This window comes from Halorussus aquaticus (genome assembly GCF_024218795.1).
Lineage (GTDB): Archaea > Halobacteriota > Halobacteria > Halobacteriales > Haladaptataceae > Halorussus > Halorussus aquaticus.
In genome coordinates this window covers 280,762-294,691 of sequence record NZ_CP100401.1, presented here as the reverse complement: position 1 = coordinate 294,691, position 13,930 = coordinate 280,762, and the positions used below count along the sequence as shown (strand labels likewise).

16 protein-coding genes are annotated in these 13,930 nt (G+C 66.9%); 5 read left to right on the top strand and 11 right to left on the bottom strand.

The features are described 5' to 3' along the window. Window positions 1-22 precede the first annotated feature (22 nt). Genes NGM06_RS19860 through cbiT form a run of 9 tightly spaced genes read right to left on the bottom strand, consistent with a single transcriptional unit; the run spans window position 23 to window position 7,305 of the window. Window positions 23-1,246 carry a CbiX/SirB N-terminal domain-containing protein gene (locus tag NGM06_RS19860; protein WP_254270147.1) on the bottom strand — a complete coding sequence of 408 codons (1,224 nt, stop codon included), beginning with the start codon at window positions 1,244-1,246 and terminating at the stop codon, window positions 23-25. Continuing rightward, on the bottom strand, window positions 1,243-1,920 hold the full coding sequence (locus NGM06_RS19855) for a cobalamin biosynthesis protein (protein ID WP_254270146.1): 678 nt from the start codon (window positions 1,918-1,920) through the stop codon (window positions 1,243-1,245). Before NGM06_RS19855 ends, NGM06_RS19860 begins: the two co-directional genes overlap by 4 nt. Further along, complete coding sequence (locus NGM06_RS19850; RefSeq protein ID WP_254270145.1) at window positions 1,913-2,173, bottom strand: ferredoxin; 261 nt, start codon at window positions 2,171-2,173, stop codon at window positions 1,913-1,915. The genes NGM06_RS19855 and NGM06_RS19850 overlap by 8 nt, the downstream gene beginning before the upstream one ends. Continuing rightward, the gene (gene cobJ, locus NGM06_RS19845; RefSeq protein ID WP_254270144.1) at window positions 2,173-3,183 is read right to left on the bottom strand and encodes a precorrin-3B C(17)-methyltransferase; all 1,011 of its coding nucleotides are present in this window, start codon (window positions 3,181-3,183) and stop codon (window positions 2,173-2,175) included. The genes NGM06_RS19850 and cobJ overlap by 1 nt, the downstream gene beginning before the upstream one ends. A gap of 3 nt (window positions 3,184-3,186) precedes the next feature. After that, complete coding sequence (locus NGM06_RS19840) at window positions 3,187-4,071, bottom strand: precorrin-3B C(17)-methyltransferase (protein WP_254270143.1); 885 nt, start codon at window positions 4,069-4,071, stop codon at window positions 3,187-3,189. 1 nt (window position 4,072) lies between these two features. Then, a complete protein-coding gene (cbiG, locus tag NGM06_RS19835) occupies window positions 4,073-5,047 on the bottom strand; it encodes a cobalt-precorrin 5A hydrolase (RefSeq protein ID WP_254270142.1) in 975 nt (324 codons plus the stop codon). Window position 5,048: 1 nt separating this feature from the next. Beyond that, a complete protein-coding gene (locus tag NGM06_RS19830) occupies window positions 5,049-5,957 on the bottom strand; it encodes a cobalt-precorrin-4/precorrin-4 C(11)-methyltransferase (protein ID WP_254270141.1) in 909 nt (302 codons plus the stop codon). Further along, window positions 5,954-6,727, bottom strand: a complete 774-nt coding sequence (locus NGM06_RS19825) for a cobalt-factor II C(20)-methyltransferase (RefSeq protein ID WP_254270140.1) — start codon at window positions 6,725-6,727, stop codon at window positions 5,954-5,956. The genes NGM06_RS19830 and NGM06_RS19825 overlap by 4 nt, the downstream gene beginning before the upstream one ends. After that, complete coding sequence (cbiT, locus tag NGM06_RS19820) at window positions 6,724-7,305, bottom strand: precorrin-6Y C5,15-methyltransferase (decarboxylating) subunit CbiT (protein ID WP_254270139.1); 582 nt, start codon at window positions 7,303-7,305, stop codon at window positions 6,724-6,726. The genes NGM06_RS19825 and cbiT overlap by 4 nt, the downstream gene beginning before the upstream one ends. Before the next feature lie 148 nt (window positions 7,306-7,453). Between cbiT and NGM06_RS19815 the strand changes: the two genes are divergently transcribed. From NGM06_RS19815 to NGM06_RS24200, 4 genes are all read left to right on the top strand, one after another. Beyond that, entirely contained in the window at window positions 7,454-8,263 is an 810-nt protein-coding gene (locus NGM06_RS19815; protein ID WP_254270138.1) for a DUF7839 domain-containing protein, read from the top strand. A gap of 164 nt (window positions 8,264-8,427) precedes the next feature. Continuing rightward, entirely contained in the window at window positions 8,428-9,192 is a 765-nt protein-coding gene (locus NGM06_RS19810) for a hypothetical protein (RefSeq protein ID WP_254270137.1), read from the top strand. Between the two features lie 226 nt (window positions 9,193-9,418). After that, on the top strand, window positions 9,419-12,016 hold the full coding sequence (locus NGM06_RS19805) for a heavy metal translocating P-type ATPase (RefSeq protein ID WP_254270136.1): 2,598 nt from the start codon (window positions 9,419-9,421) through the stop codon (window positions 12,014-12,016). A gap of 57 nt (window positions 12,017-12,073) precedes the next feature. Then, a complete protein-coding gene (locus tag NGM06_RS24200; RefSeq protein ID WP_256568004.1) occupies window positions 12,074-12,196 on the top strand; it encodes a hypothetical protein in 123 nt (40 codons plus the stop codon). 34 nt (window positions 12,197-12,230) lie between these two features. Here NGM06_RS24200 and NGM06_RS19800 read toward each other — a convergent pair whose 3' ends face one another. Then, entirely contained in the window at window positions 12,231-12,416 is a 186-nt protein-coding gene (locus tag NGM06_RS19800; protein WP_254270135.1) for a hypothetical protein, read from the bottom strand. 105 nt (window positions 12,417-12,521) lie between these two features. Between NGM06_RS19800 and NGM06_RS19795 the strand changes: the two genes are divergently transcribed. Then, a complete protein-coding gene (locus tag NGM06_RS19795) occupies window positions 12,522-12,659 on the top strand; it encodes a hypothetical protein (RefSeq protein WP_254270134.1) in 138 nt (45 codons plus the stop codon). 198 nt (window positions 12,660-12,857) lie between these two features. On the opposite strand, the gene NGM06_RS19790 is transcribed toward NGM06_RS19795, so the two are convergent. Next, entirely contained in the window at window positions 12,858-13,817 is a 960-nt protein-coding gene (locus NGM06_RS19790; protein ID WP_254270133.1) for a hypothetical protein, read from the bottom strand. Between the last annotated feature and the right edge of the window lie 113 nt (window positions 13,818-13,930).

The following is a 13,930-nucleotide window of genomic DNA, read 5'->3' as shown; positions in this document are numbered from 1 at the left end:
TGAATGGTTTCGTCGTTCGTTTTCAGAGCGTCTGGTCCACGATGTCGCTCACGATGCGGTCCCTGTCGAGGTGGGACGAGACGATTCGGTCGGCGTCGTCCTCGCCGACGCCGCCGTACCAGACGCCGTCGGGGTAGACCGCGACCATCGGTCCCTCGCCGCACTGGCCGAGACACGACGACCGGGTGATGCGGGCGTCGGCCTCCTCGGAGTCCCGGACCGCCTGTCGCAGACGTTCCAGCACGGCGGCCGACCCCTCCGCGGCGCAGGTCTGGTTCGTGCAGACCGCGACGTGTTTGTCCGGCGCGTCGTGGACGTGGGGGTCGTCGTCCACGTCCTCGCGGTCGGCGTGGGCCTCCTGATGGGTCAGCGCCCGGAGCATCGCCCGCGCGCCGCCCTGGTCTTCCTCGTACCCGTCGAGTTCGACCTTGTACTTGCAGGTGTCGCAGGACATCTCCACGCTGCCGGTCCGGGCCTCCTGCCAGCGGTCGGCCAGCACGTCGAGCAACCGCGAGTCGGTCCCGAGTGGGTCGCCCGCCGCGGCGTCGACGTAGGGGTACTCCTCGGCGAACTCGTCGGTCCAGTCGCGGACCCGCTGGGTCAGCACTCCGTCGCCGAGCATGTACGGCAGCGCGACCACGGCGTCGGGTCGCTGCTTGGCGACGCCGTGGAGCGTCTCGTCGAGCGTCGGTTCCGTGACGCCGATAAAGGTCGCCTCGACCGACGAGAACGCCCGGCCCTCGTAGAGCAGGCGAGCGAGTTTGTGAACGTCGGCGTTGGCGTCGGGGTCGCTGGACCCGCGGGCGCAGAGCGCGACCGCCACGTCGTCGTCCTCGCGGTCCGCGCCGAGTTCCGCCTCGACTTCGGCCGTCCGGTCGTCCAACAGGTCGAGCAGCGCCGGGTGGACGCCGAGGTGCGACCCGACGTCGAACGTGGTATCGGGGTGGTCCCGGCGGGCCTGCTCGACCGCCAGCGGCACGTCGTTCTTGACGTGGCTCGCGGCGAACAGCGACAACTGGACGACCGACACCTCATCGACGGCGGGCGCGAGGGCGTCTATCGCGTCCGGTATCGACGGTTCGGCGAGTTCGAGGAACGCCGCATCGACCGCCACGCCGATGCGCTCCTCCAGCGCGGCCGCGAGTTCGCGCACCTGCTCGTTGGACTTCTCGCGCCGAGAGCCGTGGCCGACCAGCAGGACGGCCTCGCCCGCGAACTCCGTCGCGGTCTCTCTCGCGCGACTCATCCCTCGGCCCGTTCGAGGCTCTTGCGCAGTTTCCGTCGGCGGGACGGAGAGAACAGCCCCGAGTCCTCGGTTCCCTCGTAGAGCCACTCGCCGAATCGGCCCGCGGCGTCGTCGTCCACGCCGAACCAGTACCGACCCGACGAGGCTTCGGCCACCTCGCCGGTCGGGGCGTCCGGGTCCGCGCGCTCGACCAGACCCCGGATGGTCTCCACCAGCGTCCGGTCCTCGTGGACGAACGAGATTCCCACGGTCCCGCTGGAACTCTTGAAGCAGATGGTGCCGCATCCCTCCGAGAGTCCGCGGAGGAGTTGGCGGTCGTGGTCGGCGAACGCGCCGAACCGGTAGCCGCCGGGTTGGTCCTCGACCGGGAGACCGAGCGCGGCGCTCGCGCGGTCGGCGAGCGTGCGTCCGACGACCTGCACGGTGAACTCGTCCTCGGTCCGGGTGACCGCGGTGTCGTGTGCGTAGTCGCGCTCCGAGATGCGGTGGTCCACGCGCTCGGCCCCGGCGATGGCGGCCAGTCGTCGGGCGGCGGTCTCGTCGCTGGTCCGCACCTCCACGGCATTCTGTGTCACGTCGCCGTTCCCGGCGACCCGGCCCCAGAAGTAGGCCAGTTCCGGGTGACTCGCCAGCACGTCGTCGGGCGCGCTCGCGCCGACCTCGGCGTCACTCATCCGGGCCACCTCCCAGTTCGCCCACGGTCTCGACGCTGATGGCTCCGGGTGGACAGGCCTCGGCGGCCTGCTCGGCGTCCGCGCGCCGGTCGTCGTCGAACTCCGCGACGACGCGGCCGTCTTCCCGGCGGACGGTCTCCCCGTCCGCCTCGATGGTCGCGAGACCGTCCTCGCCCTCGGCGAACCGGTCGTCGCGGGTCAGGCAGGCGAAGATACCGTCGCACGCGTCGGTGTCGATGGTCACTCTGTACATCAGTAGTCGTACTTGGTCTCGTACCCGCGCGGGGTGACCATCCGGTCGTCCCACACGTACGTCTCCTCGTTGCCGACGAGGAGGGTGGTCGTCATGTCTATCAGGTCGGTCTCGCCGAGTTCGGGTAGTTCGCCGAGCGTGGCGATTTCGACCTGTTCGTCGTCTCGTCCCGCGCCGTGGACGATGCCGACGGGGGTGTCGGCGTCGCGGTGTTCCAGCAGAATCTCGCAGCACTTCTCGAAGTTCTCCCTGCGCTTGCGACTCCACGGGTTGTAGATTGCGATGGTGAACCCCTCCTTCGCGGTGGCGTGAAGCCGCGACTCGATGGTCGGCATGTCGGTGAGGTGGTCCGAGAGGCTGATGCTCACGGTGTCGTTGACCAGCGGTGCGCCGACCCGCGCCGCGCACGACTGGGCGGCCGGGACGCCGGGCACGACCTCGAAATCGACCATCGAGGCGGTCCCGCCCTTCGATTCGAGAATTTCGAGCGCGAGGCCCGCCAGCGCGTAGACGTTGGGGTCGCCGCTCCCGATGATGGCAACGTCGTTGCCCGCAAGCGCCCGGTCGATGGCCTCCTCGGTCCGGGACACCTCGCCGCACATCGGCGTCGAGTAGATGTCCTCGGCGTCGTCGGTGATGTCGTCGGGCAGGAGGTCCACGTAGGTCGTGTAGCCGACGATCTGCTCGACATCCGCGAGCGCGGTCTTCGCGCGGGTGGTCATCCCCTCGGCCTCGCCGGGTCCGAGACCCACCGCCACGAGGCGGCCGGGGTCGCCGTCGAAGTCCTCGACGGTTGAACCGACCTCCTGCTCGTCTCCGTCGTCGCTACTCGCGCCGCACTTCGAGGTGCTGCTGTCGGTCGGACTCGACGCGCCGCACTTCGACTCGGAACTCGTCTCTGTCTTCGTCGCGCCGCATTTGGATTCCGACCCCGTCTCTCCGTCCGTACTGCTCGATGCGCCGCACTTGGACTCTGTACTCGCCGTGGTTTCGGTGTCGTCGGTACTCATGGTTCAGAAGTCGTCTACGTCACGCCCGCCGCGCGGGGTGACGAGGAACTCTCGGTCGTCGTTGCTCCACACCGTCGTCTCGTGGTTGCCGACGAGGATGGAGGTGCCCATCCCGCCGACCTTCTCGTCGTGGTCGGTCGCCTCGCCCAGCGTCGTGATGGTGTGGGTCTCGTCGTCGAGGTTCCGCCCGGACTCGCCCCGGCCCGCGTCGTTGAAGATGCCGACCGGAACGTGGTCGGCCCGCTCCTCGCGGACGACCTCTATCGCGCGCTCGTAGTCGCGCCAGCAGTTGTAGAGGACGATGACGAATCCGCTGATGGCGGCCGCCCGTAGCTTCTCCTCGATTTCGTCCCAGCCTCGCCACTTGTCCGACAGCGAGACCGTGCAGAAGTCGTTGCTGAGCGGCGCGCCGAGGTTGGCCGCCCCGCCGAGCGCCGCCGTGACGCCCGGCACGATTTCGATGGGAACGTCGGTCGCGTCCTCCTCCTCGGCCATCGTGAACACGAGGTCGCTCTTCCCGTAGACGTTCGGGTCGCCGCCCGAGACGTGGGCCACGTCCTGCCCGTCTCGGACGCGCTCGAACGCCTCGCGGGCGAGTTCGACCTGCTGGCCCATCGAGGACCGGACGATCTCCTGCTCGCTCCCGTCGGACTTGGTCGCGACGCCTCCATCCGTCGCCGTCTCGGGTGGCAGGGTGCCGTCCTTCCGGAGGAACTCCTGATACAGGTTCGAGGCGACCACGCAGTCGGCGGTCGAAATCACGTCTTTGGCCTCTTGGGTCATCGCGTGAGGCAGGCCGGGACCGATGCCGACGACGTAGAGGGTGCCGGTCTCCTCGCCGTCGTCGGTCGGTCGCTCGCCGCCGCCAGTCGCTCCGTCGCCCGCCATGCTACCGCCCCACCGCCACTGTCACGGCGTCGTCGTACCGCGTCTTCTCGGCTTCGAGTTCGTGGTTCCGTCCGCCAGCGATGGCCGACGCCTCGGAGATGCCGGGCCACCCGATGAGTTCCTTGGACTTGGACGGGGAGGGTCCCTCGAACTCCGCCAGCGTCTCCTTCTCGAAGGCGACAACGCCGAGGTCCAACGCCTCGGCCGCCGCGAGCAGGCCCTCCTCGTCCTCCTTGCGGGTCGCGGTGGCGACGAACTCCACGTCTCCGAGGTCGTACTCGGTCGATTCGAGGGCCTGCTCCCACGCCGAGACGAACTGGTCTTTCGTCGCGCCCGAGACGCTCCCGGTTCCGAGGACGACGCCGTCGTCCTCGTTTCGCTTGAGAACCGTCACGTCGTCGCCCACGAGGACCGCCTTGGGCCCGTCGAGTCGCTCGACGGGACCGAGTTCGTCGTCCAGCACCGCGAGGTTGGTGGCGACCGTCGAGTCGCCGTTGACCACGTGAGCGTCCAGCGCCTTGGCCTGCTTCTCGACGCCCTGCTTGTCGGCGGCCTCCGAGGCGGTGGTCATCGCGGGCACCGCGCCCATCGTGGCGAGGTCGTCGGCGACTTGATTCGCACCGTGGTGTCCTCCGGTGATGGGGATTGCCCACGTCAGTTCCTCGTCCACGACGCAGATGGCGGGGTCGTCCCACTTGTCGTCGAGCAGGTGGGCCGTCTTGCGCATGGCGATGCCGCTGGCCATCAACCCGACGAAGCAGTCGTACTCGCCCCAGTGCTCCTCGAACACGTCGCCGTGGTACTCGATGATGTCGATGGTCTCGTACCGGTCGCCGATGCCCTCGACTATCTCCTCGGCGGTGTCGAGCTTTCGCTGGAAGCTGATTATCGCTATCTCTTCGGCCACTTCGCCGTCCGAATCCGGCGTGCTACAGTAGCTTCCGTCGGAATCGCTCGTATCGTTGTCAGTACTCATATCAATCGTCTGCCTCCGTCTCGCCGTCGTTCGGTCCGCGGTTCGCCCAGTCGCCGTAGAGGTACGACCGCTCGTAGCCCGCGCCGGTGCCCGCCTGCCCGACGATGACCATCGCCGAGGCCCGATATCCGGCGTCGTCGAGTCGCTCGCCGATGGTCTCGATGGTGCCCTCGATAATCTCCTCGTCGGGCCACGAGGCGTGGTAGACCACCGTGACGGGCGTCTCTGGGTCGTGGCCCTCCGCCAGCAGGCGGTCCATCGTGTCGCCGACCGCGTGGGTCCCGAGGTAGATGCAGGTCGTCACGTCGCCCATCTCCACGAACTCGGAGATGTGGTCGTCCTCGGGGTCCAGCGTCTCGCCCTGCGGCCGGGTGAACGCGACGTGGTTCGCCGTCTCGTTGAGCGTGAGTTGGGTCCGCAGGGTCGCGCTCGCGGCGAACGCCGAGGTGACGCCCGGCACGAAGTAGGTCGGGACGCCCTCGTGTTCCAGCGCGTCCATCTGTTCGAGCGCCGCGCCGTAGATGGCCGGGTCGCCGCTGTGGAGGCGGACCACCTCGCGCCCGTCCTCGTACGCGTCCCGCATCAGCGGAACCAGTTCTTCGAGATCCTTGCCGACCGAGTTGACCAGTTCCGCGTCGGCGCAGTACTCCTCTAAGAGTTCGCTGTTGACCAGCGACCCGGCGTGGACCACGAGGTCGGCGTCCTCGACGAGATTCTTGCCCGTCACCGTGAGCAGGCCGGGGTCGCCCGGTCCCGCGCCGATGAAGGGGACGCCCTCCTGCACGTCGCCCGCGGTGTGGTCGTAGACGCGGTCGTCGCGCTCCCGCCTGCGACCCTCAGTCTGGGCGTCGATGGCTGTCTGTGGGTCGGTGGCGGTCCGGGCGTCCGTCTCGCCCTGCGAGTCGGTCACGCCGACCCCTCCTCGGTCTCCGCGGTCCGACCGTCTGCCTCTCCGACCTCCGCCCCGCCGTCCTCTCCGACTTCCTCACCGCCGTCCACGTCGAACTTCGCCGTCGCGCGGTCCTTCTCGATTCCTCGTTTCTCGGCGTAGGCGAGGGTGTAGTAGTCGCGCTCGGCGACTTCTTCGGGGTCACTAGTCACGGCGGTCTCGCCCTGCTCCATGTAGAGGCGGCGGCCGTAGGTCACGTCGTAGCCCGCGGCGTCGAGACCCTCGTGGGTCGCGGGCGCGTCGGTCACCTTGAACAGCACCATCCTGTCGGGACCGGTCGGGGACGCGCCGCCGGACGCCTCCCGCAGCGCGAGTCCCGCCCCGGCGTCGATTTCCACGTCCAGCGCGGTGGTGAACGCCGTGACCGCGCTCACGCCGGGGACGATTTCGAGGGCCACGTCGGGGTGGAAAGCGTCCATCGTCCGCCGGAGGTGGCCGAACGTCGAGTAGACGTTGGGGTCGCCCAGCGTGACGAACGCGGCGTCGCCCTCCCGCGCTCGGGGGGCGATTTCCTCGGCGGCTTCTTTCCACGCGGCCCGGAGCGTCTCGGGGTCGCGGGTCATCGGGAAGTCGAGGTCCCCGACCTTCGACTCGGGGACGTGGTGGGTCGCCACGGTCCGGGAGAGTCGCCCCGGCGAGTAGACCACGTCGGCGGCTTCGAGGACGCGCTGGCCCCGGACCGTCACGAGGTCTGCCTCGCCCGGTCCGAGTCCGACGCCGTAGAGGGTCACGCCGCCACCTCCTCGGTCTCCGGCGTCGTCTCGGCGGAGTCGGTGCCGCCGACGAGCATGTAGACGGGGTTCTGGGAGTCGAAACTCGTCGCCCCGGCGAGTTCGTAGCCGTGGCTCACCTGAAACTGGACGACCTCGTCGAGCAGGTCGCGCTCGCGGAACGCCTCGACCGCCCGCCCGGCGACCTCCAACCGCGAGACGTTCATGACCACGCGACCGACGTCCGTCTCGACCGCGTGGTCGAGTACCGCCTCGTAGTTCCGACTCCCGCCGAGGAACAGCACGTCGGCGTCCTCGGGGAGTCCGGTCGGGGCTTCGGTCTCGCGTAACTCGACCTCCGCAGAAGTCTCGTTGGCCGCGAGGTTCTCGCGAGTGACTTCGAGTCGGTCCGCCTTCCGTTCGAGGGCAGTGACCCGTCCGGCACGCCGCGCCGCCTCGACGGTGACAGCACCGGTGCAGGACCCGACCTCGACGAAGTGGTCGTCGGAAGACAGGTCGAGTTTGCCTAGCAGCACGGCCCGAACCTCGGACTTCGTCGGGCCTGCTTTCGCGTCTCGTGGGAGCGCAATCCTCGCCATCACCGAATACAACCTCGACAGGGAATAAAACAATTTTGGTTGTATTAGAGAAAGTCTGATTTCAGAATCGGCCGGTATCGGCGCGAATACCGAAACTGCACCGGGACTAAAGCAAAGATACTTTCACTTCCGCTCCGAAGCCGGGACCATGTCGGAGCGTTCGGAGGGCGAGGACGGAAACGTGCTTCGCAGCAAGCGAGACGCCACGCGGTACCAGATACTCGCCGAAATCGCGGAACGGCAGCCAGCGGTGAGCCAGCGCGAAATCGCCGACGCCATCGGCGTCACCTCGCAGGCGGTCAGCAACTACCTCCGGGACCTCGTCGAGCAGGAGTACGTCCGGAAACACGGCCGAGGTCGGTACGAGGTCACCAAACAGGGCGTGGACTGGCTCATCTGCCGGACCGACGAACTCCGGGAGTTCGTCCAGCACGTCTCCGACGACATCGTCGGCGGTGTCGAAGTCGAAACCGCCATCGCGGCCGCCGACGTGTCCGAAGGCGACGCGGTGTCGCTGTCGATGCGCGAGGGCGCACTCCACGCGACCCCCGGTCGGTCGGGGAGTACAACTGCGGTTGCGGTCACGGACGCCGACGAGGGGACCGACGTGGGCGTCACCGACTTCGAGGGCGTCCTCGACTACGACCTCGGCAAGGTCACCGCGATTTCGGTCCCGGCGGTTCGGGAGGGCGGAAGCGGCGCTGTCGAGTCCGCAGTCGTCGCCGACTGCGCCGACTCCCACGACCTGCTCGCGGTCGCGGGGACCGAGGCGCTGGCCGCGGCCCGAACCGCGGAACTCGACCCCGACGTTCGATTCGGGACCGTCGAAGCGGTCCGCGAGGCCGCCACGAAGGGTCTCGACGTTCTCCTCGTCGCGGTGACGGACGAACTGACCGCCCACACCGACGCGCTCCGCGAACAGAACGTCCGGTACGAGGTCATCGACGTACGGGCCTGACGATTCATCCGCTATTTTGTATTCCTCACCGGAAGATGGTATCTCAGCTTGTAACATAATATGTATAACGTGTGGACATAAATTACTTACAACAATATCATTTTTACTTCGATGTGGGAAAACAAAATAATACCTCGAAGATCACTAGAAGAAATGCGTTGAAGATGGCTGGTTCCGCGATTGCGACGACGGGTCTCGTCGGAACTGCCGCGGCGAAGCCATCTCAACCCGAAATCTACGAGCAATCGCTCCGACTCCGTCGGAAGAACGGTTGGGACATCTCCAAGTGGGCGAACTTCCTCAATCAGCGCGGTGTCCAAACCACTGGCTTCTCGGAGACGGTGATGGTCCCGTATCCCACCTCGGACGGGGACGACGACGTTTCGACCCAGAAGTACGACCGATACGAGAGTACGGTCTCTTTCTCCCGTTCGGAGGTTCACAGCAACGGTGACTTGGAGTACGTCGCCATCAACTTCGACGTCGATAACAAGGCCGGTGACCTCGACGACTACGGTGAGGGGCCGCCGGACAACATCGGCATCGCCTTCGACGACAGCCATTACGACCGTTACTACGGCGACGATGAGTGGATTCAGTACGGTAACTATCTGAACGACCCGCCGGACGTGAACTCGAAGGACCCGAACCACGGCGCGGTCGCCGACTGGCACGACGGAAACGACGGCGACAACTCCGCATGGTTCCAGATTTGGGTCGTTCCGAAGAGCGGAACGACGACGAGTAGCCGAGAACTCGAATTCGACTACGCCCACACTTGGTACCAAGGCGACCTCGAAGGCGTGAGCTTCGGTTCCGGTGGCGGACTCGGATTCACCTTCTCGACGGAGACGAAACGATGGGACATCGAGCGCAGTCATACCGCCGAACAACTCACCGACGGCGAATCGTTCTCTCCGTCCAAATAGCACACACACCGCTTCGACTGACGTCGGGTGGCTGGACTGGTCGGCAGAGCAGAACCGAGCAGTCCATCAAAACCGTTCGCCACCCTTACGAAGCGCTCGGCATTCGAAACAAAAATCAGGCGCACATTTTTATTTGATGGGGAAGAAAACAACCTGGGTCTCCTCGCCTTTGTAAGGCACAAACCGCATTAACGTGGGTCCCCTACCTTCTATCAAGGAGGAAACTATGGCGCGAACCGCACACCTCGACGTACGAGGCATGAGTTGCGCCAACTGCTCGGGCACGGTCGAGGACGCCCTGAGCGAGTTGGAGGGCGTCGAGTCGGCGAACGTCAACTTCGCCACCGACGAGGGCACCGTCGAGTACGACCCGGAGGTCGTCTCGCTCGGCGAGATTTACCGGGCCATCGAGGACGCTGGCTACGACCCGGTCGCCCAGCAGGTCACCGTCGGCATCACCGGGATGTCCTGCGCGAACTGCTCGGAGGCGAACGAGGAGGCGCTCGAAGAGACGCCGGGCGTCGTAGACGCCGAGGTCAACTACGCCACCGACGAGGGGACCGTCCGGTACAACCCCAACGACGCCGAGTTGGAGGACCTCTACGACGCCATCGAGCGGGCGGGCTACGAGCCGATTCGGGAGAACGAGTCCGACGAGGACGGCGACACCGCGGGCGACCGACGCGAGGACGCCCGCGAGGCCGAGATTCGCCGCCAGCGCAACCTGACGATTCTCGGCGCAGTCCTCTCGGCCCCGCTGGTGTTCTTCCTGCTCGAACACTTCCTGTTCGACAGTCTGCTCAAGGACACCCTCTTCGGACTTCCGCTCGGGTGGGTAATGTTCGGACTGGCGACGCCCGTCCAGTACTTCCTCGGCAAGGAGTTCTACGAGAACTCGTACAACGCCGTCGTCAGGAACCGGACCGCGAACATGGACGTGCTCATCGCGCTGGGGTCCTCGACCGCGTACGTCTACAGCGTGGCGGTCCTGCTCGGGTTCACGGGGAGCCTCTACTTCGACACCGCCGCGCTCATCCTCGTGTTCATCACGCTGGGCAACTACCTCGAAGCCCGCTCGAAGGGGCAGGCCAGCGACGCGCTCCGGAAACTGCTGGAGATGGAGGCCGACACGGCGACCATCGTCGAGGACGGCGAGGAGACCGAGATTCCGGTCGAGGACGTGGAAGTCGGCGACCTGATGGTCGTCCGGCCCGGCGAGCGGATTCCGACCGACGGCGTCGTCCGCGAGGGCGACAGCGCGGTGGACGAGTCGATGGTCACGGGCGAGTCGGTGCCCGTCGAGAAGTCGCCCGGCGACGAGGTGGTCGGGGCCACGGTCAACGAGAACGGCGTCCTCCGCGTCGAGGCCACCAAGGTCGGGTCCGAGACCGCCCTCCAGCAGATCGTCCAGTTGGTCAAGGAGGCCCAGAGCCGCCAGCCCGAGATTCAGCAGGTGGCCGACCGCATCTCGGCGTACTTCGTGCCCGCGGTCATCACGAACGCCCTGCTATGGGGCACGCTCTGGTTCCTGTTCCCCGAGACGCTGGCCGGATTCGTCCAGTCGCTCCCGCTCTGGGGACTCGTGGCTAGCGGTCCGATAGTAGCCGGGGGAACCGTCTCGACGTTCGAGTTCGCGGTGGTCGTGTTCGCCTCCGCGGTCCTCATCGCCTGTCCCTGCGCGCTCGGACTGGCGACTCCGGCCGCGACGATGGTCGGCACGTCCATCGGCGCGCAGAACGGCGTGCTGTTCAAGGGCGGCGACGTGCTGGAGCGCGTCCGCGACGTGGACACCGTGGTCTTCGACAAGACCGGCACCCTGACCGAGGGCGAGATGCGACTGACCGACGTGGTGGTTCTCGGCCCTCAAGCCGACGGCGGAGAGCGAACCGCCGCGGACGGAGGTGCGGTAGAAGCCCCGACCGAGACCGACGTGGACGAGGCGTTCGTGCTCGCGGCCGCCGCGAGCGCCGAGAAGGGGAGCGAACACCCCCTCGCGGAGGCCATCGTCGAGGGCGCACGCGACCGCGGCATCACGGTCGAGGACCCCGAGGACTTCGAGAACGTGCCCGGTCACGGCGTCGAGGCCGCGACCAGTCATGGCGAGGTGCTAGTCGGCAACCGGAAACTGATGTCGGACCGCGGCATCGACGTCTCGCGCGCCGAGGAGACGATGGAGCGCCTCGAACGCGAGGGCAAGACCGCGATGCTCGTGGCAGTCGATAGCGAGTTAGTCGGCGTCGTGGCGGACGCCGACACGGTCAAGGAGAGCGCCAAGAAGGCGGTCGCGGACCTCCGCGAGTCGGGCCGCGAGGTCATGATGATTACCGGCGACAACGAACGCACCGCCCGCGCCGTCGCCGAGCAGGTCGGCATCGACCCCGACAACGTCCGCGCCGAGGTGCTGCCCGAGGACAAGGCCGACGCGGTCGAGTCCATCCAGTCGGCGGGCCGCGAGGCGATGATGGTCGGTGACGGCGTGAACGACGCGCCCGCGCTGGCCGCGGCCTACGTCGGGGCGGCCATCGGGTCGGGGACCGACGTGGCCATCGAGGCCGCCGACGTGACGCTGATGCGCGACGACCCGGCCGACGTGCTGAAGGCCATCCGCGTCTCGGAGGGGACCCTCGCCAAGATAAAGCAGAACCTCTTCTGGGCGCTGGGCTACAACACCGCGATGATTCCGCTGGCCAGTCTCGGCCTGCTCCAGCCCGTGCTGGCGGCGGGCGCGATGGCGTTCTCCAGCGTGAGCGTCCTGACGAACAGCATGCTGTTCCGCAGGTACACGCCCGACCACGACTACGAACTGCTCGGCTTCCTGCGGTAACGCGGCCCGTTCTCTTCTACGGAAAAGTTGACGGTCAGACGACCCGATTTCGGCCTTGTGCAATTCGTCCCGCTCCGCGTTCCCGGAACGCCGTGGTGGTCGTCCCTGCTCGTCGCGCTCGCCGTCGCGGGCCTCTGGCGGACCGTCCGCTGGCTCTCGACTCGCCTGCGAGCGCGGTGACGATTTTCGAGGACACCCGCCGCGGGGAACCGGGTCAGTACTCTATCGCTCGCTTGACGCCCTCGTAGGCGACGCCGCTCTCGAACACCATCAGCAGCGCCGTCAGCGCGACGGTCGTCTCGGTCACTCTGAGCCACCGCAGCGACCGGATGGCCCACGCGACCAACAGTGCCGTGAGCAGGACGTACACTAGCGTCGGAATCAGGGCCGCTTCGTCCATGTCACCACCGTCGAAGAGCTACCGACGGAAGCGATAAAAGGCTAACCACTTCCCGCGCCACCCCAGACAGAAATATTCACTACCGATCCGCCCGTACGACCGCGCATGTCGCTCCTGCCGCTTCACGCCGGTCACGGCGGACTGGAACCGACTCCGATTCTCGTCGGACTGCTGGCCGGGGTCGCCATCTGGTATCTGATTCGGCTGGCGGCCCGCCGGAGCGCCAGTGGCGGTAATCGCTGACGGCGGTGCGTGCCGTTGCAGTGCGGTATTCAGTCGTTCGAGAAGTAGTTTCCACGAGCCGTTGGACCGCCACTGCTGTGCTGTCGCGGTGCGTACGGAGCTATCAGCGTGCGTCGCGGCGCGGTACCTTCTCGATTCGGGCGGTAGTTCGCTTCTCCTCGACTCGCGACTGACCCAGAAGCGAACGGGAACCGCGCCTCAGAACAGTCCCGTCACGAATCCGAGACCCATCAGTATCAGCACCGCCGCCGAGAACGCCGGGAGGTAGTCGGTGTACCGCTCGACGCGCTCCTCGTAGCGCTGGTAGCCCGCGATGAGCAGGAGCGTGAGCGCCACGATGCCGAGGACGACCGTCAGCGCGTAGACGGTCATCAGCGAGAGGCAGTAGTCGGACCCGGCGCACATGGCGATAATCTCGAACTCCTCCTCGTGGGCGAACCCGAGGACGAACGCGAATCCCGCGATGCCCCAGAGACCGCGTTCGGCGGCGTCGTCCGCCGACCCGTGGCTGTGCCCACCGACGAAGGGGACGACGAGTTTGATTCTGGCGAGGAGACCGCGTTCCTCGCCGTGATGGTCGTGTTCGTGACCGCGTCCATGGCTGTGGTCGTGGTGGTCGTGACCGCCGTGGTCGTGGTCGTGGCCGTGACCATCGCCGTGGCTGTGTCCGTAATCCGGCGTCTCGCCCACGAAGTACTGCTGGTCGTCGTGGTCGTGTCCGACCTCGTCGCTGTGACCGTGGTCGCGGCCATCGCCGTGGGCGTGACCATCCTCGTGCGAATGGCCGTCGTGGTCGCCATCGCCGTGGTCGTGGCTGTGCCCGTGGACGTACTCCCGGATTCCGAGCAGGACGAGGACCACCCCGGCGACGACGCCGACCGGGCCGCCCAACTGGACGCCGAGGAGTTCGATTGGCTCGTTGATTTGAGTGAGCTCGAAGTGTTGCTTGGCGAAGAAGAACACGACCACCATGGCGATACTGCTGACGAGGTGGCCGAACCCGAGGAGGAAACTCGCCGCGAACCCGTAGAGCCACTTGTTCGACTGGTCCATGGCGTAACTGGCCGCGACCGGCCACCCGTGGCCCGGTTCGATGCCGTGAGCCACGCCGAGCGCGACGGCCCCGGCGAACAACCCGACTGCGTCACCCGGTATCATCGGTGTCCGGTCGTTGGTGAACCGCCCGTAAACGGGTTGTTATTACCGAATCGGGGTTCGCGTAATACGCCGAGCGAAACTCCTACGGGGGCTACGTGCCCCTCGCCGCGAAC